The following is a 26967-nucleotide window of genomic DNA, read 5'->3' as shown; positions in this document are numbered from 1 at the left end:
TGACCCGCACACGGCCGCACTAGTGGCCCGCGAGTCAATATGCGCAAGAATCGGGCCATGCATCGAGTAGTAGTCCTGGTTCGCGACGGCATGATCCCGCTGGAGGTCGGGATCCCGCACCGCCTGTTCGGGCAGGCCCGATCGACCAGCGGGGAGCGCCTGTACGACGTCGTGACGGCGACGCTGACACCCGGGCCGGTGCGCACCGACACCGACTTCACCATCAACGTCGCCAACGGGCCCGACGTGCTGGCACAGGCCGACACCGTCGTCATTCCGGCCTCCGACGAGGACTACGCACCGCCCACGCAGGGCCGGCTGAGCCCCGAACTGGCCACAGCGCTGTCGCACATCAAACCCGGCACCCGGATGGCCTCGATCTGCACGGGCTCGTTCGTGCTCGCGGCCGCCGGGTTCCTCGACGAGCGCCGGGCCACCACCCACTGGCGCTCGGCCGGCGACTTCCGGCGCCTGTTCCCCCACATCGAACTGGACCCGAACGTGCTGTTCACCGATTGCGACGACGTCCTGACCTCGGCCGGTGTGGCCGCGGGCCTGGACCTGTGCCTGCACATGATCCGAAGCGACTTCGGAGCCGCGGTGGCCAACGAGGTGGCCCGCGGCACGGTCACGCCACCACACCGCGAAGGTGGTCAGGCCCAGTACATCCAGCGCCTGGTCCCCGAGCCCACCACCGCGGCGACCGGTGCGGCCCGCGCGTGGGCAGCGGAACGACTCGATGAGGCCATCACCCTCGACGACATGGCCGCCGTCAGCGCGATGAGCAAGCGCACCTTCACCCGCCGGTTCCGCGAAGAGACGGGGCTCTCCCCGATGCAGTGGCTCACCGAACAGCGCCTGCACCGGGCCTGCGAACTGCTTGAGCAGACCGACTTCCCGGTCGAGCGGGTCGCAGCCGAATCCGGCCTGGGCAGCGGCACGGCGATGCGCCAGCTGTTCCAGTCCGCGATGGGCGTGACGCCGAGCGCGTACCGCGCCACATTCCGCGGGCGCGAACTGTCATCGGGGGACGGCTGAGCGCATCGCCGCGACGGCAGCATGTTCCGCGAGGGGCCGAACACCGAGATCGACCCCGTGCAGTTGACCAAGGGACGCCGGCGCACCGGGTCCGACCACGGGCGATAACCGGTGTCGATCACCCTTCGGCGACGCGCCAGCAAATGCGTTGCGGGCCTTGATAACCAGAATGTATGACGCGATAACCGGCTTAACATTCCGTTAACATCGTTGGGGCCGTTAGCCTCCCGAAAGTGCGTTTCTCATTCGGGGAGGTCCTGTGACGGAGCCGTCGGTGACTTCGGTCGAGTTGCTCGATGCCGAGACATCCGGGACGTCGGGACCGAGTCGATCCAGTTGGTTCCGCAGCGCTGCCCCGCCACGTCAGCGGTTGAGCGTCATCGTGGTCGAGACCATCGTGAGTCTGGTGGCGCTCGCCATCATCGCGTCGCTGACGGCGATCACGCACGACCCGTGGTTGATCCCGCCGCTGGCGGCCAGCGCGGCGCTCGTTGTCGGAGGCGCGCACTTCCCCCTGTCGCAGCCTCGCAACGTCATCGGCGGCCACGTGATGTCGGCGATCGTCGGTGTGATGGTCGGTATGACGGCTCTCGACGCGTTGTGGGCCGGTGCGGTGGCCGGCGCACTGGCACTCGGAATGATGAAGCTGCTCAGGATGTCTCACTCACCGGCCGCGGCGACCGCGATGATCGCCGTGGTGCCCGAGATCCCGCGCTGGGAGTTCGTCGTCCTGGTCGGCACGGCCGCGGTGATCCTCGTGGTGGTCGGCCTGGCGGGCAACAAGCTCAACGGAGCGAAGTACCCGCACTACTGGTGGTGAGGCCCACTGCCTCCTGCAGTCCGCGGGTCGCGAGTTCGTCGGCCAGCTCGTTGTCGCCGATGCCCGAGTGCCCCTTCACCCAGAACCACTCGACCTGGTGGCGCGCGCACGCGGCCTGCAGGCGCTGCCACAGGTCGACATTCTTCACGGGCTGCTTGGCTGCGGTCATCCAGCCGTTGCGCTCCCAGCCCAGCACCCACTTGGTGATGCCGTTGCGCACGTAGGTGCTGTCGGTGTACAGGTGCACCGTGACGGGCCGGGTCAAGGCCTCGAGCGCCATGATCGGGGCCGTCAGCTCCATGCGGTTGTTGCTGGTCACGGCCGCTTCGCCGCCGAACATCTCGCGGACGTGCTCGCGGTGCCGTAGCACCGCACCCCAGCCGCCGGGGCCCGGGTTGGGGCGGCAGCCGCCGTCGGTGTGGATGATGACGGGATCCTGGCTCACGCTCAGAGGATAGGCAACGGCGTGGTGCCGGTGGTTCACCGACGCGCGGGCGTCAAGATCATCCCCGACGCGCGGGCGTCGAGATCACCACCGACGCGCGGGCGCTGAGATCACCGCGCTGCGCACGCTCAGCCCGAGCCGGTCGCCACGTAGCGTGGCGATCCGGCGGCCGGGCTGTACGGCATCTTTGACCGGCAGCGCGTTGTCACCGAAAAATGCTGCGGTGGCGTCGATGTCGTCGACCACGTACGTGATGCCCCACAGCGACGACGGTCCGTCGCCCACGGCGTCGGGTGCACCCACCACCTCGATGATCACCTCGCCGAACCGGAAGAAGATCTGGCGGATCGGCTGCCCGCCCAGCTCGCCGTCGCGTTCGCGGCGAGGCGCTTCGCCGAGCTCCGCGAGGGCGCCGACCGTACGGGTCAGGTTCGGCGACAGCAGCACGACGTGGTCGATCGAGACGACTCCGTTGGCGTGGGCCGCAGGCTGCGACGGTGGTGCGTCGGATGGCGACGTCGGGATGCCGTCCAGATCGGTCACCCGTTCGGGTACGCCCCGCAGCACCCATCCGGTGATCCCGGTACCCGCCGCACCCAACCGGATGCGTACCCCGCCGACGTGGCACACGCCGTCGTCGACCGTGAAACCGGCCCGTGCCCAGGCCGCGGCCGGATCGGCGATGTCGATCGAGGCGACCGTCAGCGTCATGCCTGGAGTATGGCGTGAGCCCTCAGCGCGCGAAGTCGGCGGGGCGGAACTTGCCGTCGCGCAGCTTGCCCTCGATCTCCTCGAGGCTGCGGCCGGTCAGGTCGGGCATCCGGAAGTACACGAAAAGCCATGCCGCGACGTTGAACAGCCCGTAGAGCCACATCGCGGGCCCCACGCCGATCCCGCTGATCAGCGTCAGCAGGGTCAGCGTGATGAGCAGGTTGGTGCCCCACAAGGCCGCCGACTGTGCGGCCGTCCCAGCCGGACGCACCGCCAGCGGGTAGGTCTCCGAACCGGTCAGCCAACCCATGAGTTGCAGGCCGCCTGCGTTGAACAGCATGAACACCACGAGGCACGCGACGATGAACGGCACCGAGTCGCGGCCGCTGTGGCCGGTGGCGAACAGCGTGCCGAGCACGAACAGGCTCACGGCCGCACCCGGGATCATGATGAGCGTGAGCCGGCGCCGCCCGACCTTGTCGATGATCGACAGGCCCACGAGTTGCGCCACCAGGTAGCTCACGCCGAGCGCGACCGAGACCTGAAGCGCCACCGATTCGGAGAATCCGTTGTCGGTGAGGATGGTCGGCGAGTAGTAGATGATCATCTCGATACCGCTGAGTTGCGTGAAAATCGCTATGCCGCAACCGAGTATGAGTGCGGGCCGTACCCAGGCCGCGCGCAGGCCGGGCCAGCCGCGGGTCTTCGCGGTCTGCTCCTTGCGCACCAGCGTGGTCATCTCGTCGAGTTCACCGTCGATGTCGTAACCGTCGGGCCGCACCCGCTCGAGCACCTCGCGTGCCTTGTCGGGATCGCCGTCCTTGATCAGCCAGCGCGGGCTCTCCGGCAGGCGCAGTAGCAGGACCAGCATGATCGCGGCCGGGACAGCCGCGGCGCCGATCGACCAGCGCCACGGAATGTGTTCGGACGCACCGACTATCGTCGCGATCACGATGCCCACGCCGATCGCGATCTGGAAACACAGCACCAGCCGGCCGCGGTACTTCGGCGGCGAGAGTTCCGCAACGTACATCGGCGCGGTCTGTGTGGCGCCGCCGACCGCGAATCCCAACACCAACCGACCGACCGACAGCAGCACCGGGTTGGGGGAGATCGCGCACCACAGCGAGCCGATCACGAACACCACGGCCAGCATCAGCAGTGTGCCCTTGCGGCCCCGTTTCTGTGACAGGTGACCTGCACACCAGCGCGCCGATGACGGCGCCGAGAAGGATGCTCGCCGCGATCACCTGTTTCCAGGCCTCGGCGATCGAGAAGTCCTTGGTGATCTGGAGCAGGGCTCCGGAGATGATGCCCGTGTCGTAGCCGTAGAGCATGCCCGACACCGCGGACACGAGTGCGACGATCACGACCGCGCCGGTGAGTTGTCCTGGCGTCTTCGCTCGCGCGTCCGCCGAGTCTTGGGTATCGGTGCTCATCGGGTCGGGCTCCTGAGGTTCGGGTTGGGGCCTCAGGAAGTTACCCGGTACATAGAAAAACAAAACAATCGGCCGCACAACATTGTGCGGCCGATTGTTTGGCGTCATTTACTGTCAAACCGCATTACGGTTTGAATTGCTGCAACAAATGCACGCCGGTGGTTATTCCCGATCAGCAGGCGACGTCGACATAGACGGTCTGCGAGATGATCGTGGTTTTGATGGAGCCCCCGCCCCGCGAATCATTGGTGGAGTGCGTCTGGCCCGGGCGGACCCCGACCACCTTGCAACTGGACAGGGGAGCGGCGCCGGTCTTGTTGACGATGACGTGATAGCCGCTGGTCTGAAGGCTCTTCACGGTTTGTTCCACCGACTGCTCTGTCGGTGCGGCCGAAGCGGTGCCCGCCATACAGAGGGCCGCCGAAGCAATGGCGCCCATCCCGAGGGCGCCGAGAGTGTATCTCTTCGTCTTCTCCGAACTCATTTCCAACCCTTCTTTTCAGACGGATCGGGAATCCCGCTCGCCCGATCACCGTCTACTGACTGCAATTTCGGAAGGCTGAAGAAAATTCCGCGAATTCACATGTTTTTCTCAGCAGTTTTCGAACGTGCTGCGTACTCTCCGGCGGGTTGCTAGCATCCCCGTCGACCGGAAAGCCGTAAGTGTGGTTACGAGAGCCGCAACGAGGAGTGACACATGACCCGCCACTTCGCTGAGTCGACAGCTGTGACTTCGGCTGTGACCGCTGCGGCCGTCGCCGCCCTGATGTTGTCGGCCGGGCCGGCCTCGGCGGAACCCGTGGCACCCGACAGCGGCACGATCCCCGAGAACGAGGTGTACGCGATCGGCATGTGCTACGACCCGGAGCATCCGCTGCCGCAGCGGCCCGAGGTGTTCGACTACAACTGCGACAAGACCGGCGTGCTGCAGGAGATGACGTGGACCCAGTGGGGTCCGGACGGAGCGCGCGGCACCGGCGTCGACAACGCGATCGAATGCCAGCCGAACTGTGCCGAGGGCAGGCGGCTGCTGAATCCCGTTGTGGTGCATGCCTGGAACCCGCAACCGTCGGAAAGCCCGACGTGCCCGGCGAACGCGCGGTTCTACTCCGACCTGACCATCGCATACCCGCACGACGTGCCGCCATGGATCACCCCTGGTGCCGAGTGGGCGCCGGGCACCGACTTCACGACGGTCGACGGCATGCCCGCCGTGCACTTCTCGGGGTTGACCTCCAGATGCGAGGACCAGCTCAGATAGTCGAGCTCAGGTCTTCGAGCGGCGCTGCACCGCGACCGACAGCGTGAGCACCAGCAGACCGCCGACCGCGAGCACCGCACCCGCGGCGGCTGGTGCGGTGTAACCGAAGCCCGCGGCGATCACCAGCCCACCGACCCATGCACCGGTCGCATTGCCGATGTTGAGCGCGGAGTGGTTGAGCGCGGCGGCGAGCGTCTGCGCGTCGTGCGCGACGTCCATGAGTCGCGTCTGCAACGCGGGGCCCACCGCGGAACCGGCGACGCCGATGCCGAACAGGACCAGCAGCGCCGACCACGGATGATGCGAGGCCGCCACGAACACCGCGAGCAAGATCCCGAGGGCTGCCAGCGACACGTACAGGGCGCGGACCACCGAGAGGTCGGCCAACCGTCCGCCGAGCAGGTTGCCGATCACCATGCCGAAGCCGAAGACCATGAGCGCGAGCGGCACGAGCCCGCGTGACAGGCCGGCGACGTCGGTCATCGTGGTGCTGATGTAGGTGTACACGGCGAACATGCCGCCGAAGCCGATCATGCCGACGAGCACCGCGAGCCACACCTGCGGGCGGCGCAGCGCGCCGAGTTCGGTCAGGGGGCTGGAGATGTGCATGGTGCGCAACTGTTCGGGCAGCCAGAACCACAGTGCGGCCAGCGTCAGCACGCCGACGAACACCACGAGCCCGAACGCGCTGCGCCAGCCGAGCGCCTGGCCGAGCCACGAGGCCATCGGCACGCCCAGGACCGTGGCGATCGTCAGGCCGGACAGCACGTGCGCGACGGCCTTGGCGCGGTTGGCGGGGCCCATCAGGTGCGCGGCCGCGAGCGCGGCGACACCGAAGTACGCGCCGTGCGGCAGGCCCGCGACGAAGCGCGCGACCACGAGGGTCGGGTACGACGGCGCGACCATGCTCGCGACATTGCCGAGCGTGAACACCGCCATGAGGCCGAGCAGCAACACCCGGCGTGGCACGCGGGCGGTCACCGCGGCGAGCACCGGCGCACCGACCACGACGCCGAGGGCATAGGCCGATATGACGTGACCCGCGGTCGGCTCGGTGATGCCGAAACCGGTCGCGATGTCGGGCAGCAGGCCCATCGCGACGAACTCGGCGGTCCCGATGCCGAAACCACCGAGCGCCAGTGCGAACACCGCAAGCCACCGAACGGTGGTGTCGGTGGCGACGACCGAGGCGGGCCGGTTCGGTTGCAGGGACGTCGTCATCAAATACAGCTCTTCCGATTGCTGGGGAATTCTCCTGAGCTCTCGGACGGCGTTGGCGAGAACAACGCGTGCAACGCTAGCGGGCGGGCCGATGTTCCGACAAATGAACGTGGTTCGGATTACACCGGCCCGTCGCCCGTGACCTCTACAGCCTGGAACTCACACCTTGGCGATCACGTTCTCGGCGAACCACTCGAGGTTGCGGATCTTCTTGTCCAGCGGCTCGGTGTCCTGGCCCTCGATGTAGGGGATGCGGAAGCCGACGATGACATCCGTGACGCCTTTGTCCTCAAGGCGTTTGATGCCGTCGACGGTGAACGCGTCGATCGAGATGACGTGGATCTGGAAGTCCTCACTCGGTGCCTCGCCGGTCTTTTCGGCGTGCTCTTCACGGAACTGCTTGAGCCGCGCGAGGAGTCGGTCGAGTTCCTCGGGCTCGCCGCCGCCGTGCATCCAACCGTCGCAGCGTGCGGCACGGCGCAGCGCGGCGTCGGCGTGGCCACCGACCAGGATCGGCACGGGCTTGGACGGCGCTGGTGTCATCTTGGTCTTGGCGATGTCGTAGAACTCGCCGTGGTACTCGAAGTACTCGCCGGTGGTCAGCCCGCGGATGATGTCGATGCACTCGTCCATGCGTTTGCCGCGTTTGGCGAACGGCACGCCCATCAACTCGTAATCCTCGGGCCACGGGCTGGTGCCGACGCCGAGACCCAGACGGTTGTCGAACAGTGCGTTGAGCGATCCGGCCTGTTTGGCCACCAGGGCAGGCGGGCGGATCGGCAGCTTGAGCACGAAGAAGTTGAAGTTCAGCGTCGTGGTCGCCGCGCACAGGGCCGACGCCAGCACGAACGCCTCGATGAACGCCTTGCCGTCGAGGAACTCGCGGTTGCCGTCGGGGGTGTACGGGTACTTGGAGTCGGATTCGAGCGGATAGGCGACGCTGTCCGGAATGGTCATGGCGTCGTATCCGGCGGCCTCGGCCGCTTGCGCGAGCGGGATGTAGTAGGTGGGATCGGTCATTGCTTCGGCATATGTGAACCGCATATGCACACACTAGAACGTGTTCTAAATTCGGTGTGGTCGGATCGGAATACCCGCAGGCCACGTTATCCTTGATCGATCGATGTCGACCGGAGTGGAACATGTCGGTGAGCCAGAACGAGGCGATCTCGCAGCAGATCAGCAATCTGATCCGCGACGTGCACACACGTCGCGCGACCGACGTCGACGCCGTACTGGGCGAGCTCACCGAGAGCGCCGTCGAATATGTCGCCGGCGCTCAGTACGCGGGTATCACGATCGCCGGACGCGACGGAAAGGTCCGTACGGCCGCAGCCACCGGCGAGTACCCGGAGATCCTCGACGAGATCCAGCAGCGTGTCGAAAACGGGCCATGCCTCGCCGCGGCGTGGGAACAGCACGTCATCCGGATCGACGACATGGAGTCCGAGCAGCGTTGGCCCGCGTACTGCCGCCAGGCGCTGTTAGAGACGCCGATCCGCTCGGTCGTCGCGTTCCAGCTCTACGCCGACAACCAGACCATGGGCGCGCTGAACTTCTACTCCGAGACCGCGGGCGCCTTCGATGCCGAGGCCGTGGAGTCGGGTCTGATCATCGCGACGCACGCCGCGCTCATGTGGAGCCTGATGCGCCGCGACGAACAGTTCCGCAGCGCTCTGGCATCACGCGATCTCATCGGCCAGGCCAAGGGCATGCTCATGGAGCGGTACCGGATCGACGCCGGGCAGGCGTTCGAAGTCCTCAAGAAGCTTTCGCAGGGCGCCAACACACCCCTGGTGGACGTCGCGCGCGAGATCGTCACCACCGCTGAACGGCCGGCCGATGTCAGCACCCAGTGATCCTCACGACGCCACACACGAGGCGCGTGCCAAAGCTGCAGACGTGAGGGCGAAGGAGCTCGCAGAGCGCCGCACCGCACTTGTGCAGGGTCGAGCTTCGACAGCTGATGACGTCGCAACGGCCAGGAAACGCGCAGAACAGGCCAGGCAGCATGCGCTGGACGCGCATCACTCGGCCGCTCGGCGGCACATGGATGCCAGAGCAGCTCACCTGCGCGCGGCAGCGATGCACGAGCAGGCCGCCCTCACGGCCGACGACGACGAAGCAGATATGCACCAGAACGCCGCCGAGGTACACCGCGCCGAAGCCGAGCGGCACGCAGCGGCTGCCGTCGCCGACGAGGCCGCGGGTGACGCAGGCTAGGAGTGCGCCGCGAGCTGGTCCTCCATCAACAACAAGGCACCCTTCACGCCGCCCTCGGGGGACCGGAACGGCGCGCACGTGACCCGGATGCGCGCGGCACGTCCGCGCCGGTTGACCGCATCGACGACGACCTCGCCCGGGTCGCCGGCGTCGACGAAGGCGTTCCCGATCAGCGGCCGCACCTGATCGAGCGGCAGGCCGATGTCCAGCGACGTCAACGGGGTTCCCACGGTCTCGTCGGCGCGCAGACCCCACAGGTCCTCGCAGTGCCGGTTCCACACCACCACGTGCATCTCGCGGTCGACGACCACCATCCCCAGCTGGATCGAGTTCACCATCGAATCGAGGAAGGTCCGTGCGTCCTCGAGTTCGATGCTGCGGTCACGCAGCGTGTCGTTGATGGTGTGCAGTTCGTCGTTGGTGGACTGCAACTCCTCGTTCATGGTCTCGAGTTCTTCGTTGGTGGACTGGAGTTCCTCGTTGGTGGTCTCCAGTTCCTCCACCGTCGACTGAAGTTCCTCGTTGGTGGTCTCAAGCTCTTCGTTGGTGGACTGCAGTTCCTCGTAGGCCGCCTCGAGCTGGCGGTTGGTCTGGACAACCTTGTCGACCAGCGCGCGGGTGGCCGAGACGTCGAAGAACACGATGGACACACCGAGCAAGCCGTTCTCGTTGTCCACGAGTGGGTTCACGTGAATCTCGAACCACACGGTCTCCGAGCCAGGACGCTGCCACTTCACGTCCTGGATGCGAGCGGATCGGCGCTCGACCTTGCACTGCTCGATGTAGGCGCGCAGTTCGACCGGCCGGTAGGAGATCTCGAGGTCGCGCAGCAGACGCCCGATGTCTCGGGCCGAGAGCCCGAAAATGGACTCGGCCTGCTGGTTGATCATCGCGACGGTGTCCTCGCCGGTCACCACGATCTGCGCGACAGGGCTGGCGCGGAAGGCCAGGTCCCGCACCGTGGTGAGCCCGGGCAGGTCGCCGTGACGGTCGTACATCGCGGCGGTCGGGTCGTAACGTTCGATGCCTGAATGCGACCCCGCGGCCTTGCGGAAGATCCGGTGCTTGAGGTTCAGCGGCGCGAACCGGTCGGCATGGCTCAGCAGCATCTCGGCGTGGCCGAGGAACAGCGTCCCCTGTGCCCCGAGCGCAAAGTGCAAGCGGCTGATGACGTTTCGCTGTGTCTCGGCATTGAGATACATCAGCGTGTTGCGGCACACGAGAAGGTCGACCCGCGAGATGGGTGCGTCCTTCACCAGATCGTTGCGGCCGAAGATCACCGCGCGTCGCAGGTCCTTGTGAAAGACGTAGCGGCCGTTGACATGTTCGAAGTACGTCGACAACAGCGTCGGCGGCACCGATTCGACGGCTCTCGCGTCGTACGAGGCGGCGCGTGCCTCGGTGAGCGCGTCCTCGTCGACATCGGTGGCGTAGATCTTGACGCGCTGACGGAAGGCGTCGGGTCCGAGCGCCTCGGCGAGCAGCATCGCCAGCGTCTACGCCTCCTGCCCGGACGCGCAACCGGCGCTCCAGACCCGGATGGGGTCGTCGGGTCCGCGTTCGGCGAGCATGCGCGGGATCACGTCACTGCGGATGAACTCCCACGCCTCCGGATCGCGGAAGAACGCCGTGACGTTGATGAGGATCGTGTTGAACAGCGCCGAGAACTCGTCGGAACTGGCCTGCAATACGTCGAGGTATTCCTCGAACGTGTCGTGACCCGCCTGGTCCATGCGGTGCCGCACGCGGCGCATCAACGATGTGCGTTTGTAACCGGTGAAGTCGAACCCACGCGAGTCACGCATGTAGCGCAGCAGTGCTTCGAACGATTCGTCGGCCTGTTCCATCTCATCCCATCGCCCGCGGTGTGTCGCGACTGTGACCTTACTAGCGGTCAGAAGCAACTCTCGGGACCGATCAGCGCCCAAACCGTTTTTCCGGTCGTGGTCGGTGTGCAACCCCAGGACCGGGCGATGCTGGCCACCAGGGCCAGGCCCGACAACCTGCCGCCGCCACGGTAGGGATCCTCGTGACGTACCGCCGGTGCCGGGCTCTCGTCCTCCACGGCGATGCTGACGGTGTCACCTCGGTTCTCGAGCATGATCTTCGGCGCGCTCAGGGTGTGCTCCAGGACGTTCTCCACCAGGGCGTCGGTGACCACGCAGGTCACCGGGATGTATTTGGTCAGCGACCAGTTGAGCAGCCAGTCGGTGACCAATTCCCGCGACCGTCGAACACTGGAGTGCACGGCGGGCAGATGCGCGCGCGCTCGGCGGCGCAGTGGGCTCATGCGATCGGCGAGCACCGTCGCGCACGCCTCGTCCAGTGTCGAGCACACCGGAACGTAGCGTTGAATTCCGTTGCGCCATAGGGAGGCACGACCCTGCTGATGATCGCATACGAGCAACACCGGGACATCCGGCCACACGCACACGTGCCACCGGGCGCTGGTGAACACCGACCACGCCGTTTCGGTGGGGACCACGAGCCTGCTGACGTTGACCACCACCGCGCGCGGTTCGGACAACGCGGCTTTGATCACCGTGTCGCGCACTTCGCGGTACGTGGTGCTGTCCAGGACACCGTCGACGGTCAGCAGGGTGATCTCGCCGCGGGAGGTGACCGAGATGGTGATCGGACTACGTGATCTGGTCACCGAGGTCCCCCACTTGCCTGCCCACCTCCGCCAGCCGTTCACTGAGCACCGACACCGCGTGCTCGGCCTCTGTGGCGAGTTCTTCATACCGCCGCGCCATCAGCCCTGCGCCGGCCTTCTCCGCGAGCTTCCTCGACAGCTTCGCCTTCTCCTCCAGGCTGCGCAGCGCGACCCACAGCGCGCCCTCGACCTCCTGGTCCCGCGCCCGCAGCAGCGCGTCCGCGGTCCAGGCGTGCCCCACGCGGCAGCGGAAGTTGCCCTCGCTGACGGTCGACAGTGACCCGTTGCAGTCCGGGCAGATGTAACCGGAGGGGGGACCGAGCGCCTCGGAATCGAAATCGGTCGAGAACCTGCCGGCCATGGCGATGCGGTTCTCCAGTTCCATGGAATCGTCGGGCTCCATGTCGCGCTCCTCGATCGTCCGCTCGCTCAGCTGCTTTATCAGCCCACCCATGTCGGCCGCGTCCGCAACATGGTCGACCACCCCGGCATGCATGGCGTTCGTCGGCATCGCGGGGAACAGCGCGTCTGTCGGCGACTGCGCGATCACCAGCCCGCCGCGTCTCTTGATGGCCGCGGCACCGAGAACACCGTCGTCGAGCACCCCCGACAACAGGACGCCGATCACACGTGGGCCCTACGCCAGCGCGACCGATCGGAAAAGTGCATTCACCGCGGGACGGTGCCCGTTCTCGGTGGGTCCTTCGCTGAGCACGACGTGTCCGTCGTGCACCATCAGGTGGCGGCCGGGCCGGGCGACGTGGATCGTGCCTGCCTCCAGGGAGGCGCCGTCGACAGCGGTGACCGCCGGGAGTGGCCCTGCGCGATCGAGAATTCTGGCCAGCACGCTGGGTGCATTGGCAGGCATGTGGAGGACTACCACGACGGCATAGGAAAGATCGCGAGACAGGTTGGCAGCCAACCGAGTCAACGCTTCCACACCACCGGCCGATGCGCCGATCGCGACCACCCCGTGCTTTGAATCGAAATTTGTCATATCGCCCCCCGCGGGCTCTTGTTACCCAAGTATGCGCGCAGGAAACGTCGCCGACGGGCAATCCCTGAAACCGCGGGAGTGATGACGCAGGTGGTAGCGCTCGGGCGTTGCGCTCTTACTCGGCGAGCGTGAACGGGGGTTCGCCGACACCGGCGATGGTGTACGTGCTCTGGGCCGTGCGTTCGACGATGCGCGCGTCGGCACTGCGCTGCCCGATGGTCAACCGCACGGGCCCGGTGCCCGCGACCATGTCGGCGTCGAGTATCGAGCCCTGCCAGTGGTACCGGCCGTCGATCGGGTCGAGGTGGCCGGTCAGACGGACACGGACCCGGCTGTCACGATCGCCGTTGTCGAGGACCGCGAAGCCGTCGTACACGTCCTCGTCGATCGCGGGTTCGGTCCCCGCGGCGATGCCGCGGTGACGCACGGTGGGGGTGTGGTCCTGCGGCAGGAATCCGGAGCGCCGCCACATCCGTCGCCCGATGCGGCCCATCAGGCCGACCTCCTCGAGGAACGCCGCAAGCGGGGCGAACCCGGCGACCTGCACCTCATGGCGGTGTGCGCTGGCCCTGGCGAGGCGCCGGCCCGCGCGGCCGTCGAGGCCTGCGCGCCGGTACTGGATCGGGTGGCTGAACAGGTGGCGGAAGAACAGGCCGCCGAGGCCGTTGAGGTTGCTCACCCACACGCGCGTGGGCCACCCCATGTCCGACGTGCGCTTGCGCAGGCCGTCGCGCGCGAACTGGATGTGCCGCGCTTCCTCGGTGACGTGGATGCGCATGACCCGCTGCACGAACGGCTGGAGTTCGGGATCGTCCATCATCTGCCGCTGCAGTGAATCGAAGATCTCCTCGCCGATCAGCGCGGCCACCCACAACACCGAACCGCGGAAGAAGAACGGCAGCGTGTTGATGATCATGCGCTGGTACAGCCGCGGGCGGACCGGTTTGGCGCCTATGCGCTCGATGGCCCGGCCGAACATCACCATGTGCCGGGTCTCGTCGCCGAGTTCGGTGAGCTCGTAGTGCGTCGCGCGGGCCGTCGGGTCCTGGTGCATCATCTTGCGCAACAGCGCCTGGTTGAGGATGTTCTCGAACCAGATGCCCGCCGACAGGGTGTTGGCCAGCTCCTGGCGCGACAGTTCGATCTGCTGTTCGCGGGACATGCTCTCCCACAACGGTGTTCCGTACAGCGACACGAGCTTGGGCGGCAGGAAGAACTTGTCGGGCTCCAGCGGCGTGTCCCATTCGATGTCGACGACCGGGGCATAAGACCTCTTCACCGAGCCCTTCAGCAGGCGTTCGGCGTACTCATCGCGGGTGGCGGCAGATCGAACCGAAGTGGTCACCGTTGACGTTCCCTTCGTCGGGTTCCTACTTCGAAGGTAGGCAAGGAAGATCGACAAGTCAATACCAGCGGTACCGGGTACTTGGGGTAACGACGGTCGGGTCGTTAGCCTTCGCGTGTGCGTCGCATCCACGTCATCGGTATCGGAGCCGGAGATCCGGACTACGTCACCGCGCAGGCCGTCGCCGCGCTCAACGACACCGAGGTGTTCTTCGCCATGGACAAGGGCCAATCGAAGGACGAACTGGTGGCGCTGCGGCGGTTGATCTGCGAGCGGTTCATCACCGAGGCCCGTTACCGCTTCGTCGAACTCGCCGACCCGAAACGGGCCGAAGATGGTGACTACCGGCAGATCGTCGCGGACTGGCATGCCGAACGCGCACGCATCTGGGCGCGCGCGATCGAGAGCGAACTCGGACCCGACGGCGTGGGCGCGTTCCTGGCGTGGGGCGACCCGTCGCTGTACGACAGCACCCTGCGCATCCTCGAGATGGTCGGCGAGCACGTCGAATTCGACTACGACGTGATTCCCGGTGTGACCGCGATCCAGGCACTCACGGCGCGTCACCGCATCCCGCTCAACGACGTCGGCGAACCGGTCCTGATCACCACCGGCCGGCGCCTTCGCGAGCACGGCCTGACCGGCAGCGCCGTGGTGATGCTCGACGCGGACTGCTCGTTCCGCACGTGCGATCCGCGCACGCGGATCTGGTGGGGCGCCTATCTGGGCACGCCCGACGAACTTTTGGTGGCCGGCACGGTCGGCGACGTGGCAGAGGACATCGTGCGCATGCGCGCCGAGGCCAGGACACGCCACGGCTGGATCATGGACACCTACCTGCTGCGCTCGGCAGACTGAGCCATCATGAGCTCATTTCTGTTGCGCGCCGCACTGACCGGATTCGCGCTCTGGGTGGTCACTCTCATCGTCCCGGGGATGAGCTTCGTCGGTGGTGACTCGACGCTGACACGGGTCGGCATCATCTTCGTGGTCGCGGTGATCTTCGGGTTGGTCAACGCGATCATCAAGCCGATCGTGCAGATCCTGTCGATCCCGCTCTACATCCTCACGCTCGGACTGTTCCACATCGTCATCAACGCGCTGATGCTGTGGATCACGTCGCAGATCACCGACCACACCACGCACTGGGGTCTGCACATCGACGACTTCTGGTGGACCGCGATCTGGGCGGCCATCGTGCTGTCGGTCGTCAGTTGGCTACTGTCCCTCGTCAAGGCGGCCGCGAACGTCTGAGGCCTGCTCGGCCAGTGCGTCGGCAGTGTCGCGCGCCGCGTCGACGTCGCCGTCGCGTTCGAGTGCCCAGCACGCCGCCAGCGTGCGGTACGCCAGCTGCTCGGCGGCGACGACCGTGGGCCACAACCGTTCTGCCGCGCGCCGTTGGGCGGCCGAACCGCCGACCGCGGCGTCGTATGACGGCAGCAGCGCCATCGCGCGCACGTGGAGGTCGCGGCGGTGGGTGCGGGCCGCACCGGTGGTCGCCGCGCCGGCGCCGAGGTGGGGCAGGGTCGCGTCGACCGCGTCGAGGGTCCGCGTGATCGCCGTCGACAATGCCGTCGGGGCGCGCATTCGCTGCGTCGCCCGGTAGGCGAGAAGCGCCACCGCACAACCGATCAGCGTGTCCACACCGCGGGCCCACAGGAGCGCACCGAGATCGGTGATCGCCGCACCGCCGGACGAGATGGTCAGCGCGGCCGGGGTGATGAACACGACGGCCAGGGTGTAGTTGCGCACCACGTACATCTCGATGACGAACTGCAGCACCCCGATGGTCAGCGCGAGCCAGACGCCCTGCGGATGCACCGCGAGGATCGCGCCCGCGACACCGAGGCCCAGCCATGTGCCCACCATGCGTTCGACGCTGCGGGTCACGGTGCGCACCCACGCGAAACCCTGGTGCAGCATGAGCACTGCCGCGGCCATCGCCCAGTAGGCGCGGTCGATCGCGAGCGCCTCGGCGAACCCGACCGCGATGGCCCCTGAGATCGCCACGGCCACAGCGACTCTCGCGGCCAGTCGCAGCGACATCGACCCCGGGCGCAGCGCCTGGCGCAGCAGTTGGCCCGCGCCGGGCCTGCCGAGCGGAACGCCTTCAGCGCCATGCTCATCGGTGAGCGGGGGGATGGCCGCGAGTTCGCGGGCGAACGCGGCACCGCCGGGTGGGGGAGCGGTGCCTGCGTCGGCGGCGCGCATCGCGTCGGCTAAAAGCACATGCAACCGCCGGTTGACCACCCGCAGCCGGTACAGCGCCTGATCGGGTTTCGGTTGCACGGGCTGGAACGTCACGAGCGTCACCCATGCGGTGTGCAGCAGCGTGGCCGCGCGGTGGCGGGCCTGCCCTTCGGCATTCGCGTCGCCGCCGATGCTGTCGATGTACTCGGCGATCGCCAGCGCGGCGTCGCGCACCGCGGCCCTCTCCGGACCGCGCGGGCGGATCAGGGCACCCAGCATGTGCACGCACCACGCGAACGATCCACCCGCGAGCACCAGCAACGCCATCCGCACCGGGCCCAGGTCGGCGGTGCCGGGCGCGCCGGTCCCCGCCGCGCAGGCCAGCACGAACATGTACGCCCCTGGCGGCCCGACCGACAACGCGTGGCACACCAGCACCGTGACCATCGCGATCACGGTCACTGTGGCCACGCCGAGCCACACGTGCCGCGACGCCCAGTCGCCGAGGGCCACCACCACCGCGAACGTCACCGCCACGCCGCCGAGGAACACACCGCGATTGAGGTAGGGCCGTCCGCTGCCGTAGAGCGACGTGAACCCGCCGATGGTGGCGATCAGGCCGGCGGACGTGTTCCCGGCCGACCAGCCGACCAGCACCGGCACCGCCATGCAGATCGCCGCACGCAGCGCGAACGGCCAGCGCCCCGCGACCCGGTTGACCACGAAGATGCCGCGCAGGGGATTACCGACGGGTTCCGGCGCGTGCCGTTCGGACATGGTTACCAGCATGGTCGGCGTTCGGCTGACACACTGGAAGGCATGCCCGAACTGCCCGAGGTCGAGGCACTGGCCGATCACCTGCGCCGGCACGCGGTCGGCCGGGTGGTGTCACGCGTCGACGTGTCCGCGTTGTCGGTGCTCAAGACGTTCGATCCGCCGGTCGCGGCGCTGCACGGCAGCACCGTCACGGCGGCCCATCGCTGGGGCAAGTACCTCGGTATGGAAGTCGAATCCGGCGGCGCGCCGCTGCACCTCATCACGCACCTGTCACGCGCGGGGTGGCTGCGGTGGTCGGACAAACTCGCACCCACGCCGCTCAAGCCGGGGAAGGGGCCGATCGCCCTGCGCGTGCATTTGGGGGACTCCCAGGGCTTCGACCTCACCGAGGCGGGCACGCAGAAGCGGCTCGCGGTGTGGGTGGTCCGCGATCCGATGGACGTCCCGCAGATCGCGAGTCTCGGTCCCGACGCGCTGTCGCTGGATTCGACGGCCCTGGCCGGGGTGCTCGCGGGCAACTCCGGGCGCATCAAGACCGTGATCACCGACCAGAAGGTGATGGCGGGCATCGGCAACGCCTACAGTGACGAGATCCTGCACGTGGCCAAGCTGTCGCCGTTCGCGACCGCGGGCAAGCTCACCGATGCGCAACTCGGTGCGCTGCACGACGCCATGATCACGGTGCTCACCGATGCCGTGAGCCGCTCGGTGGGGCAGCAGGCCGCGACGTTGAAGGGCGAGAAACGCTCGGGCCTACGGGTCCACGCGCGCACCGGCCTGCCGTGCCCGGTGTGCGGCGACACCGTGCGGGAGGTCTCGTTCGCCGACAAGTCCTTCCAGTACTGCCCGACCTGCCAGACCGGCGGTAAGGTGCTGGCCGACCGGCGGATGTCGCGCCTGCTCAAATAGCGGGCGGATTCTTGACAGTTGTCTAACCCGGTTATCCTGCTGCGGTGACCCGTCAGAACATCCTCATCACCGGTGCCAGCTCAGGCCTGGGCGCCGGTATGGCCCGTCAATTCGCAGCCAGAGGCCGCAACCTGGCGCTGTGCGCGCGCCGCACGGATCGTCTGGAGGAGCTCAAGGCCGAGATCGCCGACCGACACCCGTACATCAAGGTGGCCATCGCCGCGCTGGACGTCAACGATCACGAGGCCGTGCCCCGGGTGTTCAACGAACTGTCCGAGGAACTCGGCGGTATCGACCGCGTCATCGTCAACGCGGGCATCGGCAAGGGCTGGCCGCTGGGCGAGGGCAAGCCGTGGGCCAACAAGGCCACGCTCGAGACCAACCTGGTCGCCGGTCTGGTGCAGATCGAGGCCGCACTGGAGATGTTCAAGAAGGCAGGCGGTGGACACCTGGTGCTGATCTCCTCGGTGCTGGGCAACACGGGTGTCCCCGGCGGCAAGGCCGCCTACTGTGCGAGCAAGGCCGGTATGACGTCGCTGGGCGAGTCCCTGCGCGCGGAGTACGACAAGGGCCCCATCAGGGTCACGGTCGTCGAACCGGGGTACATCGAATCCGAGATGACGGCCAAGGCCAACTCGACGATGCTCATGGTCGACAACGAGACCGGCGTGCGCGCCATGGTCGAGGCCATCGAGAAGGAGAAGGGGCGCGCCGTCGTGCCGCGCTGGCCGTGGGCGCCGCTGACCCAGGTCATGCGGCTGTTGCCACCTAAGTACACCAAGCGCTTCGCATAGTTCGCCTGTTGTGCGTTTCGACATGCGTGAAGGCTGGGTAGACCTCATGCATGACCTCAAAGACGCTCACCTCGATGATTTTTGCAGGCGCGGCGGCAGGGGCTCTGGCCTTTGCTCCCATGGCGATGGCCGAGCCGGCCCCGCCGCCGTGTGTCAACGCTGACGGCACACCGTGCTCGGACATCGGCACCGCCGGTCCCGGCGGCGCGACCGGTCAGATCCCCGGTGGTCCGGGTGGCACGGCCGGACCGGGCGGCGCCAGCGGTGCCATCCCCGGTGGTCCGGGAGGTGCCGCAGGACCCGACGGCGCAACGGGCTCCATCCCCGGTGGACCGGCCGGTACCGCCGGACCTGACGGTGCGACCGGCGTGATCCCCGGTGGCCCGGGTGGTACGGCCGGACCCGGTGGCGCCAGCGGTTGCATCCCGAACGTCGGATGCGCCACCATCCCCGCCCCGTAAGGGCCTGAACAGCAACTTCCTTTCGGACGGCCAAACAATTCCATGGATCATGTTGACACATTGTTGGGTTTTCCCAACAATGTGTTGCATGAGTCCGGTGAGGCGCGGGGAAACTCTCCCCATCTACAACCGCATCGCGGTGCTACGCGCCGAGCGGCGGATGAGCCGAGCGGAGCTTGCGGGCCTGATCAACGTCAATCCGCAGACGGTCGGAGCGCTGGAGCGAGGCGACCATTACCCCAGCCTCGATCTGGCGTTCCGCATCTGCGACGTGTTCGGCCTGCCGGTGGAGGCGGTGTTCTCACGCACCGCCTTCACTCCGCTGTCCACCGAGCTCTATGGGAGAACGGGCCAACCGGAAGGAAGTGCTGATGACTAGATCGACGCGCACCACCCCGAAGCCGACGCTCATCGACCGGTACCAGGACCACCGGACGGGCCGCTTTCTCAAACACCAGAGCACATACGCCAACTCGCTGCCCGGCTGGCGCACACAGGGCCGTCGCCGCCTGCTCGTCGGTGTGCTGGCCGCCTCGCTCGCACTCATGGTGATCACGAGTGTGTTGTGCGCCACGGGTTTTCGGCAGGCCGCGTTGATGTGGCTGCCTGCGGTCGCAGTGTTCTTCCCGGTCTGGTTGATGTTGCAGATTGTGCTGGGGCGTCAAAGTGACGCTCCCAGTGCGACACTCGACGAATATGAGATCGCGCAGCGCAACAGCGCACGGTCCATCGGGCTGACCGTCATCCAGTCGCTGATGCTGGTACCGATCTTCTTCCTGATCATCGTGTCGACGCAGCTGACCGGCGCCGACGCCAAGACCATCCGCGACCTGGCCTATGCCGGTGCGCTGATGGCCTTGGCGGCCTTGATGATCGGCAGCTGCCTGCCCGCGATGATCCTGGGCTGGACCAGGCGTTCGGACGCAGAAGCCGACGCCGAAGCCTAAGCGGGCCGGCCCCGTTCGGTCCGGTAGCGCCGCACCAGGGCGTCGGTGGACGTATCCGACTGCGCGGCAGGAGATTTGTCGCCGGTCAGAACCGGGAGCAGGGCCTTGGCCTGCGTCTTGCCCAGTTCCACGCCCCACTGGTCGAACGAGTCGATGCCCCAGATCACGCCTTCGGTGAACACCTGATGTTCGTAGAGGGCGATCAACTGCCCGACGACCGACGGGGTGAGCTTGGTGGCGAGGATGCTGGTGGTGGGCCGGTTGCCGGGCATCACCTTGTGCGGCACCACATCTGCGGGGGTGCCCTCGGAAGCTATTGCGTCGGCGGTCTTTCCGAATGCCAGCACCTGGGTCTGGGCGAAGAAGTTGCTCATCAGCAGGTCGTGCATGCTGCCGGTGCCATCGGCCGTGGGCAGGTCGTCGGTGGGCTGGGAGAACCCGATGAAGTCCGCGGGCACCAGTCGGGTGCCCTGGTGCAGCAACTGGTAGAAGGCGTGCTGGCCGTTGGTGCCCGGCTCGCCCCAGAAGATCTCACCGGTGTCGGTGGACACCGGTGTGCCGTCGGCGCGTACCGACTTGCCGTTGGATTCCATGGTCAACTGCTGCAGGTACGCCGCGAACCGTGACAGGTCGTTGGAGTAGGGCAGCACCGCACGGGATTGCGCGCCAAAGAAATTCGAGTACCACAGCCCGATCAGCCCCAGCAGCGCCGGAGCGTTCTGGTGCAGCGGGGCGGTGCGGAAGTGCTCGTCGACGATGTGGAACCCGGCCAGGAACTCGGCGAAGCGTTCCTTGCCGATCACGGCCATCACGCTCAACCCGATCGCACTGTCCACCGAGTAGCGCCCGCCCACCCAGTCCCAGAACCCGAACATGTTGTCGGTGTTGATGCCGAACTCGTCGACCAGCTTCTTGTTGGTGGACACCGCGACGAAATGCTTGGCCACCGCGGCGTCACCCAGGGCGTCGGTGAGCCAGCGCCGCGCCGCCGTCGCATTGGTCAGCGTCTCCAGCGTCGAGAACGTCTTGGAGGCGACGATGAACAACGTCTTCGCCGGATCCAGGCCGTCGAGTTTGGCGACCAGATCGGCGGGGTCGACGTTGGACACGAAGCGCGCCGAGATGCCGGCGTCGGCGTAATGGCGCAGCGCGTCGTACACCATCACCGGACCCAGATCCGAGCCGCCGATGCCGATGTTGACCACCGTGGTGATGCGTTCGCCGGTGGCGCCGGTCCACTCTCCGCTGCGCAACCGGTCGGTGAAATCGCCCATGCGGTCCAGCACGTCGTGCACATCGGCGACCACGTCCTGACCGTCCACCACCAGCTTGGCGTCCCGCGGCAGGCGCAGCGCGGTGTGCAGCACCGCGCGGTCCTCGGAGGTGTTGATGTGCTCGCCGGCGAACATCGCATCCCGGCGCTCCTCCAACCCGGCCGCGCGCGCCAGGTCGACGAGCAGGTCCAGGGTGCGCCGCGTGACGCGGTGCTTGCTGTAGTCGATGTAGAGATCCCCGACGGTCAACGCCAACTCGGTTCCCCGCGCGGGATCGTCAGCAAACAGTTCTGTCAGATGCCGGTCGCCGATCTCGGCGTGGTGGTCCGACAAAGCCTGCCATGCGGGAGTTTCGGTGATGTCAGCGCTCATTGTGTCGACCTTAGTGCGGTGAACGTGTCGAGGGTGTACATGATGGATGTATGCGCATCGAAGACCTGATTTCATCCGTCCCCACCGGACTGTGGATCGGTGGTGAGGAGCAGAAGGCCGCGTCGACGTTCAACGTGCTCGATCCGAGCGACGATCAGGTGATCACCGCGGTCGCCGATGCCACCGCCGAGGATGCGATCGCCGCACTCGACGCGGCATGCGCCGTGCAGGACGAGTGGGCCGCGACGCCTGCGCGCACGCGGGGCGAGATCCTGCGGTCGGTCTTCGAGAAGATCACCGAGCGTGCCGACGACATCGCCGCGCTGATGACGCTCGAGATGGGCAAGGTGCTGCCCGAGAGCAAGGGCGAGGTGGCCTACGGCGCCGAGTTCTTCCGCTGGTTCTCCGAGGAGGCCGTGCGCATCGACGGCCGCTATACGCACGCGCCCGCGGGCACCGGACGGATCCTGGTGACCAAGCAGGCCGTCGGCCCGTGCTACGCGATCACGCCGTGGAACTTCCCGCTGGCCATGGGCACCCGCAAGATGGGCCCGGCGTTCGCGGCCGGCTGCACCATGATCGTCAAGCCCGCACAGGAAACCCCGCTGACCATGCTGCTGCTGGCCAAGCTCATGGACGAGGCCGGGCTGCCCAAGGGCGTCCTGTCGGTGCTGCCCACCAGCAACCCGCGCGGGGTCACGGGCGCGCTCATCGACGACGGCCGGCTGCGCAAGCTCACGTTCACCGGCTCGACCGGTGTGGGCAAGGCGCTGGTCAAGCAGTCCGCGGACAAACTGCTGCGGACCTCGATGGAACTGGGTGGCAACGCGCCGTTCATCGTGTTCGACGACGCCGACGTCGACGCGGCCGTCGACGGCGCGATCCTGGCCAAGATGCGCAACGGCGGCGAGGCGTGCACCGCGGCCAACCGGTTCCACGTCGCCAACTCGGTGCGCGAGGAGTTCACCGAGAAGCTCGTCAAGCGCATGAGCGAGTTCACCCTCGGCAAGGGCCTCGACCCGTCGTCGACGCTGGGACCGCTGATCAACTCCAAGCAGGTCGCCACGGTCACCGAGCTCGTCTCCGACGCGGTGTCACGCGGCGCGACGGTCGCGGTCGGCGGCGTCGCACCGGGCGGCCCGGGCAACTTCTACCCCGCGACCGTTTTGGCCGACGTGCCCGCCGACGCGCGCATCCTCAAAGAGGAGGTGTTCGGGCCCGTCGCGCCGATCACCGGATTCGACACCGAGGAAGAAGGCATCGCCGCGGCCAACGACACCGAATACGGCCTGGCCGCCTACATCTACACGCAGTCGCTCGACCGTGCGCTGCGCGTGGCCGAGACGATCCAGTCCGGCATGGTCGGGATCAACCGTGGTGTGATCTCCGATCCGGCAGCACCTTTCGGCGGCATCAAGGAATCCGGGTTCGGGCGCGAAGGCGGTATCGAGGGCATCGAGGAGTACCTCGACACCAAGTACATCGCGCTCACGAAGTAGCGCGGCTCGGGGCGGCCTCCGCCGCCCTGTCGGAGTGGCGGCCCAGCAGTGCTTCGGCCGTGGTCACCACAGCGGCCACGGCCAGCGCACCGAGAACGGTCCACAGGATCCGCTCGGCGCCCGTGGTCAGCACGTCGGCGCGTTCGGCGTTGACCAGCACGAGGGCCGCGGTGAGGAACCCGGCGAAGTACGCGTAGCGGGCATGCATGAGCTGCAGCACCGCGGCCACGACCATGGCCGCGGTGCCCAGAAGCACCAGTGCCAGGCCGTTCTGCACCACCAGCGCGACACCGGCCGCGGCGAGACCACCGACAACCGTGCCCAGCGACCGCTCGACGATCATGCGGCGTGACTCGTCATAGGTAGGGCGGGTCACCAGAACGATCGTCGCGAGCAGCCACCCCGCGGTGGTGTGCAGGAACCACGACGCCGCCACCACGGTGCCCGGCACGAGCATCAACAGCAGTGCCGCGGTGTAGAACCCGACGATCGGCACCGGCACCGGATCGGGCGGGCCGACCACCTCGTCGCGCAGCATCAACGCGCCCACCGCCAGCGCCCACAGGCCGCCGCCCAGCGCGAACACCCCACACAGCACCGCCTGGCCACCGGTGCCGGGCGTCTGACCGCTGAGTTCGACCGTCGGGAAGCCCGCGACGAGCGTGATCAGCGGTTGCACCGCGATGAACATCCCGACGATGTGCAGACCGCGCCGTGCACTCAGCCCCACCAGCAATGCGAGCGCGCCGGCCAGCAGGGCCGTGAGCGCGAGGTTGCCGAACGCGAGCACCGCGAGCGTATTCGCCAGCGCCGCAAGCACTGCCGCGCCTGCGGCGTAACGCGGAGCGAACACCCAGGCCAGCACCGTCGGCAGCATGCCTGCCATGACCATCGCGGCGTCGGCGTGAAACGGCGTGAAGCTCAGCACCACTTCGGGGACGAACAGCGGCACGACGACGGTCAGGACCGCCGCGACCTGCTTGACAGTGGGCGAAAGAGTCATGGCCGGACTTCGCGATGGGGTGTTGCGCAGATCCTAAACCGCGAACCGCCGACCCGTGGCGCGCCTTCCGGATTCGACCGTCACCGACCCCTAAACTTCTGGGCTCATACGCCAGACAGGAGGTCATGACGTGACTGCGGCGCCAGTCCGTGCTGCCGGTCGCCGTCGGACCCTCCCTGCGCGCGGCGAGATCCCCGCACTCGACGGCATCCGGGCCATCGCGGTCCTGTTGGTCCTGGCCGGCCACGCCGGTGTGCCCGGCGTGGCGGGGGGATTCATCGGCGTCGACATCTTCTTCGTGCTCAGCGGATTCCTGATCACGTCGTTGCTGCTCGACGAGTTCGCCCGCACCGGCCGCGTCGACCTCAAGGGCTTCTGGATCCGTCGTGCCCGGCGCCTGCTGCCCGCGCTGCTCGTCATGACCCTCGCGGTCGTCGCCGCGCGCGAGCTGTTCCCGCCCGATGCGGTGACCTCGCTGCGCGACGACGCCGTCGCGGCGTTCTTCTGGGTGGCCAACTGGGCTTTCGTCGCCCAGCAGGCCGACTACTTCTCACAGGGCGCGCCGCCGTCGCCCCTGCAGCACACCTGGTCACTCGGGGTCGAAGAGCAGTACTACCTCGTCTGGCCGCTCCTGGTGCTGTTCGCCGTGCTCCTGTTGCGCCGGCGCGGGGCCCGCGCCGTGCGCATCGCGGTGGTCGTGATCGCGACGGCCGGTGCGGCCGCCTCGGCGGCCTGCGCGATCGTGGCCGTCAACACCGACACCCTGAACCGCGTCTACTTCGGCACCGACTTCCGCGCGCAGGGTCTGCTGCTCGGCGCCGCGGCCGCGGCGCTGCTGGTGCGCGACTGGTCGGCACTCACGGTGTCGGGGACCCTGATCCGCGCGCGGTGGCGGCGCTGGATCGCGTGGGTGCTCCCGGTGTTCGGACTCGCCGTGCTGGGCGCCGCCGCGCACTTGGCCACAGGCGACGCCGAGGACTTCCGGCACGGCCTGCTGATCATCGTCGCGGCCGCAGCGGTGCTGGTGATCGTGCCCGTCGCCCTCGACCAGTACGGCTGGGTGGCCAGGGCGCTGGGGTGGCGGCCACTCGTCGCGCTCGGTGCGATCTCGTACGGCGTGTACCTGTGGCACTGGCCGCTGTTCTTGATCCTCAACGGCGAACGCACGGGGCTGACGGGATGGTCGCTGGTCGCGCTGCGCTTCGGGGTGACGATCGCGCTCGCGTGGGTGTCGTGGCGGTTCGTCGAACAACCCGTGCGGCGCTGGCGGCCACAGCATGTGCCGATGCTGCCGCTGGCCGCGGCCACGGCGGCGACCGCTGCCGTCGTCACCCTGACCGTCGTGCCCGTCACGCCCCCGCAGCCCACGCCGCTGGGGCCCGACGTCATGTCGGCCGCCGCGGTGCAGCCCGACGTGGGTGCCGAACGGCCTGTTCTGGGACCTGCGCCCGCACGCCGGGCACCGGGAACCCACAGCGTCGCGGTGTTCGGTGATTCGGTCGCGTGGACGTTGATGCGTTATCTGCCCGCCACGCCGGGCCTGGCGTTCAGCAACTACACGACCATCGGCTGCGGTATCGCGCGCGGCGGGCCGTACCGGTCGGCAGGGGAGACCCTCAACCAGAAACCCGAGTGCGACACGTGGCCCGCCCGCTGGACCCAGCGCATCCGGCACGACCGCCCCGACACGGTGCTGCTGATGATCGGTCGCTGGGAGATCGTCGACCGCAAGCACGAGGGCCACTGGACCCACATCGGTGAGGACGCCTACGACGACTACCTCACCGCCGAACTACAGCGGGCTCTGGACATCCTCGGTTCGACCGGCGCACGCGTCGTCGTCACGACCGCGCCCTACACGCGCCGCGGCGAACGCGCGGACGGCAGCCTGTACCCCGAGGACCAGCCGTCACGCGTGCGGGCGTGGAACACGATCCTGCGCGACGTCGCCGCCAAGCGGCCCAACGTGTCGGTGCTCGACTTCAACGCCAAGCTCAACCCCAACGGCGCCTACACCGCGCGCGTGGACGGCATCCGGATGCGCAGCGACGGTGTGCATCCCACTGCCGAGGCCGTGGAATGGCTGACGCCGTGGCTGGTCGACTCGCTCAAGAAGCTGCCGCCGGGCAAGCCACGCTGACTTCCCGCTGACTTCCCGCCGACCGTGCGGTTTCATCCCCGACGCGCCGCCGCGGGCGTATGAAAGCGCACACTCGGCGCACGAGGCCGAGCGCTAGTACCCGAGGCGGCCGCGGCCGAGGCGCAGCAACAGCATCGCGAGGTCCTTGCCCTCCGGGCCGAGCGCGTCGATGTAGCGCTCGATGACCTTCATCTCACGGCTGTGGACCAGGCGGGTACCGCCCGATGCCATGCGTGCTTTACCGATGGTCTTCGACACTTCGGTGCGCCGCTGGATGGCGGCGATGATGGTGGCGTCGAGTTCGTCGATCTCACGACGCAGGTCATCGATCTCAGGCACGGCATCGATGGTCTCAGGCATGTGAGGCTCCTCATCGTGTGGGGGTCCCATCCGGTGATCGGGCCTCACACAAGAGACGAGCCCCGGATCCGGATGCGGACCGCGG

Annotated in this window: 25 protein-coding genes and 3 pseudogenes; 14 read left to right on the top strand and 14 right to left on the bottom strand. The window is 67.6% G+C overall.

What is annotated here, in order from left to right; all coding sequences use genetic code 11:
• Nucleotides 1–57: 57 nt before the first annotated feature.
• Both AT701_RS27195 and AT701_RS27190 read left to right on the top strand, forming a co-directional pair.
• Nucleotides 58–1038 (top strand): GlxA family transcriptional regulator, encoded by a 981-nt coding sequence (locus tag AT701_RS27195; RefSeq protein ID WP_058127737.1) that lies wholly within the window; start codon nucleotides 58–60, stop codon nucleotides 1036–1038.
• A gap of 274 nt (nucleotides 1039–1312) precedes the next feature.
• Complete coding sequence (locus tag AT701_RS27190) at nucleotides 1313–1858, top strand: HPP family protein (protein ID WP_003896966.1); 546 nt, start codon at nucleotides 1313–1315, stop codon at nucleotides 1856–1858.
• Here the strand turns inward: AT701_RS27190 and rnhA are convergent.
• From rnhA to AT701_RS27170, 4 genes and pseudogenes are all read right to left on the bottom strand, one after another.
• Nucleotides 1824–2303, bottom strand: coding sequence for a ribonuclease HI (gene rnhA, locus AT701_RS27185; protein ID WP_003896965.1), 480 nt, complete (start codon nucleotides 2301–2303; stop codon nucleotides 1824–1826). The two genes, AT701_RS27190 and rnhA, sit on opposite strands and share 35 nt — an antisense overlap.
• Nucleotides 2304–2387: 84 nt before the next feature.
• Nucleotides 2388–3014: a VOC family protein gene (locus tag AT701_RS27180; RefSeq protein ID WP_003896963.1), complete on the bottom strand. Its 627-nt coding sequence runs from the start codon at nucleotides 3012–3014 to the stop codon at nucleotides 2388–2390.
• Nucleotides 3015–3036: 22 nt separating this feature from the next.
• Nucleotides 3037–4453, bottom strand: a pseudogene (locus AT701_RS27175) (sugar porter family MFS transporter).
• A gap of 172 nt (nucleotides 4454–4625) precedes the next feature.
• The gene (locus AT701_RS27170) at nucleotides 4626–4937 is read right to left on the bottom strand and encodes a hypothetical protein (RefSeq protein WP_011730618.1); all 312 of its coding nucleotides are present in this window, start codon (nucleotides 4935–4937) and stop codon (nucleotides 4626–4628) included.
• 213 nt (nucleotides 4938–5150) lie between these two features.
• Here AT701_RS27170 and AT701_RS27165 point away from each other — a divergent pair, with 213 nt between their 5' ends.
• On the top strand, nucleotides 5151–5714 hold the full coding sequence (locus AT701_RS27165; protein ID WP_011730617.1) for a hypothetical protein: 564 nt from the start codon (nucleotides 5151–5153) through the stop codon (nucleotides 5712–5714).
• Between the two features lie 6 nt (nucleotides 5715–5720).
• Here AT701_RS27165 and AT701_RS27160 read toward each other — a convergent pair whose 3' ends face one another.
• Nucleotides 5721–6935: an MFS transporter gene (locus tag AT701_RS27160; protein ID WP_003896959.1), complete on the bottom strand. Its 1215-nt coding sequence runs from the start codon at nucleotides 6933–6935 to the stop codon at nucleotides 5721–5723.
• Between the two features lie 159 nt (nucleotides 6936–7094).
• On the bottom strand, nucleotides 7095–7979 hold the full coding sequence (locus tag AT701_RS27155) for an LLM class flavin-dependent oxidoreductase (protein ID WP_003896958.1): 885 nt from the start codon (nucleotides 7977–7979) through the stop codon (nucleotides 7095–7097).
• Nucleotides 7980–8077: 98 nt separating this feature from the next.
• Between AT701_RS27155 and AT701_RS27150 the strand changes: the two genes are divergently transcribed.
• Both AT701_RS27150 and AT701_RS35135 read left to right on the top strand, forming a co-directional pair.
• The gene (locus AT701_RS27150) at nucleotides 8078–8794 is read left to right on the top strand and encodes a GAF and ANTAR domain-containing protein (protein WP_003896957.1); all 717 of its coding nucleotides are present in this window, start codon (nucleotides 8078–8080) and stop codon (nucleotides 8792–8794) included.
• Between the two features lie 43 nt (nucleotides 8795–8837).
• A complete protein-coding gene (locus AT701_RS35135; RefSeq protein WP_223495796.1) occupies nucleotides 8838–9158 on the top strand; it encodes a hypothetical protein in 321 nt (106 codons plus the stop codon).
• Here the strand turns inward: AT701_RS35135 and AT701_RS27140 are convergent.
• From AT701_RS27140 to AT701_RS27120, 4 genes and pseudogenes are all read right to left on the bottom strand, one after another.
• A pseudogene (locus tag AT701_RS27140) lies at nucleotides 9155–11005 on the bottom strand (CheR family methyltransferase). The gene AT701_RS35135 and the pseudogene AT701_RS27140 sit on opposite strands and share 4 nt — an antisense overlap.
• A gap of 47 nt (nucleotides 11006–11052) precedes the next feature.
• Nucleotides 11053–11814, bottom strand: a complete 762-nt coding sequence (locus tag AT701_RS27135; protein WP_011730614.1) for an ATP-binding protein — start codon at nucleotides 11812–11814, stop codon at nucleotides 11053–11055.
• A pseudogene (locus AT701_RS34395) lies at nucleotides 11798–12811 on the bottom strand (chemotaxis protein CheB). Before AT701_RS34395 ends, AT701_RS27135 begins: the two are co-directional and overlap by 17 nt.
• 115 nt (nucleotides 12812–12926) lie before the next feature.
• Complete coding sequence (locus AT701_RS27120; protein WP_011730613.1) at nucleotides 12927–14156, bottom strand: diiron oxygenase; 1230 nt, start codon at nucleotides 14154–14156, stop codon at nucleotides 12927–12929.
• A 117-nt stretch (nucleotides 14157–14273) separates the two neighbouring features.
• Here AT701_RS27120 and cobF point away from each other — a divergent pair, with 117 nt between their 5' ends.
• Nucleotides 14274–15014, top strand: a complete 741-nt coding sequence (cobF, locus tag AT701_RS27115; protein ID WP_003896950.1) for a precorrin-6A synthase (deacetylating) — start codon at nucleotides 14274–14276, stop codon at nucleotides 15012–15014.
• A 6-nt stretch (nucleotides 15015–15020) separates the two neighbouring features.
• Nucleotides 15021–15410, top strand: a complete 390-nt coding sequence (locus tag AT701_RS27110) for a phage holin family protein (RefSeq protein WP_011730612.1) — start codon at nucleotides 15021–15023, stop codon at nucleotides 15408–15410.
• Here the strand turns inward: AT701_RS27110 and AT701_RS27105 are convergent.
• Nucleotides 15375–17123: an FUSC family protein gene (locus AT701_RS27105; RefSeq protein ID WP_371746387.1), complete on the bottom strand. Its 1749-nt coding sequence runs from the start codon at nucleotides 17121–17123 to the stop codon at nucleotides 15375–15377. The two genes, AT701_RS27110 and AT701_RS27105, sit on opposite strands and share 36 nt — an antisense overlap.
• Nucleotides 17124–17165: 42 nt before the next feature.
• Here AT701_RS27105 and AT701_RS27100 point away from each other — a divergent pair, with 42 nt between their 5' ends.
• The 5 genes from AT701_RS27100 (at nucleotide 17166) to AT701_RS27080 (ending at nucleotide 20234) form a co-directional block, all read left to right on the top strand.
• A complete protein-coding gene (locus AT701_RS27100) occupies nucleotides 17166–18032 on the top strand; it encodes an Fpg/Nei family DNA glycosylase (RefSeq protein WP_058126957.1) in 867 nt (288 codons plus the stop codon).
• Between the two features lie 44 nt (nucleotides 18033–18076).
• Nucleotides 18077–18826: an SDR family oxidoreductase gene (locus AT701_RS27095; protein ID WP_003896945.1), complete on the top strand. Its 750-nt coding sequence runs from the start codon at nucleotides 18077–18079 to the stop codon at nucleotides 18824–18826.
• A gap of 50 nt (nucleotides 18827–18876) precedes the next feature.
• The gene (locus AT701_RS27090) at nucleotides 18877–19287 is read left to right on the top strand and encodes a hypothetical protein (protein ID WP_014878369.1); all 411 of its coding nucleotides are present in this window, start codon (nucleotides 18877–18879) and stop codon (nucleotides 19285–19287) included.
• An 88-nt stretch (nucleotides 19288–19375) separates the two neighbouring features.
• Nucleotides 19376–19666, top strand: coding sequence for a helix-turn-helix transcriptional regulator (locus tag AT701_RS27085; protein WP_029104405.1), 291 nt, complete (start codon nucleotides 19376–19378; stop codon nucleotides 19664–19666).
• Nucleotides 19659–20234: a hypothetical protein gene (locus AT701_RS27080; RefSeq protein ID WP_058127736.1), complete on the top strand. Its 576-nt coding sequence runs from the start codon at nucleotides 19659–19661 to the stop codon at nucleotides 20232–20234. The genes AT701_RS27085 and AT701_RS27080 overlap by 8 nt, the downstream gene beginning before the upstream one ends.
• Here the strand turns inward: AT701_RS27080 and pgi are convergent.
• Nucleotides 20231–21880, bottom strand: coding sequence for a glucose-6-phosphate isomerase (gene pgi, locus AT701_RS27075; protein ID WP_058126956.1), 1650 nt, complete (start codon nucleotides 21878–21880; stop codon nucleotides 20231–20233). The genes AT701_RS27080 and pgi overlap by 4 nt on opposite strands.
• 50 nt (nucleotides 21881–21930) lie before the next feature.
• Here pgi and AT701_RS27070 point away from each other — a divergent pair, with 50 nt between their 5' ends.
• Complete coding sequence (locus AT701_RS27070) at nucleotides 21931–23379, top strand: NAD-dependent succinate-semialdehyde dehydrogenase (RefSeq protein ID WP_058126955.1); 1449 nt, start codon at nucleotides 21931–21933, stop codon at nucleotides 23377–23379.
• Here the strand turns inward: AT701_RS27070 and AT701_RS27065 are convergent.
• A complete protein-coding gene (locus AT701_RS27065; protein ID WP_058126954.1) occupies nucleotides 23369–24382 on the bottom strand; it encodes an FUSC family protein in 1014 nt (337 codons plus the stop codon). The genes AT701_RS27070 and AT701_RS27065 overlap by 11 nt on opposite strands.
• 130 nt (nucleotides 24383–24512) lie before the next feature.
• Between AT701_RS27065 and AT701_RS27060 the strand changes: the two genes are divergently transcribed.
• Nucleotides 24513–26522: an acyltransferase family protein gene (locus AT701_RS27060; protein WP_011730604.1), complete on the top strand. Its 2010-nt coding sequence runs from the start codon at nucleotides 24513–24515 to the stop codon at nucleotides 26520–26522.
• Nucleotides 26523–26615: 93 nt separating this feature from the next.
• Here the strand turns inward: AT701_RS27060 and AT701_RS27055 are convergent, their stop codons facing one another.
• Nucleotides 26616–26882: a chorismate mutase gene (locus AT701_RS27055; protein WP_003896937.1), complete on the bottom strand. Its 267-nt coding sequence runs from the start codon at nucleotides 26880–26882 to the stop codon at nucleotides 26616–26618.
• Nucleotides 26883–26967 lie beyond the last annotated feature (85 nt).

Source organism: Mycolicibacterium smegmatis, assembly GCF_001457595.1.
In the GTDB taxonomy this organism is placed as follows: Bacteria; Actinomycetota; Actinomycetes; order Mycobacteriales; family Mycobacteriaceae; genus Mycobacterium; species Mycobacterium smegmatis.
The sequence above is the reverse complement of the archived record's forward strand: the minus strand, read 5'-3'. Positions and strand labels throughout refer to the sequence as shown.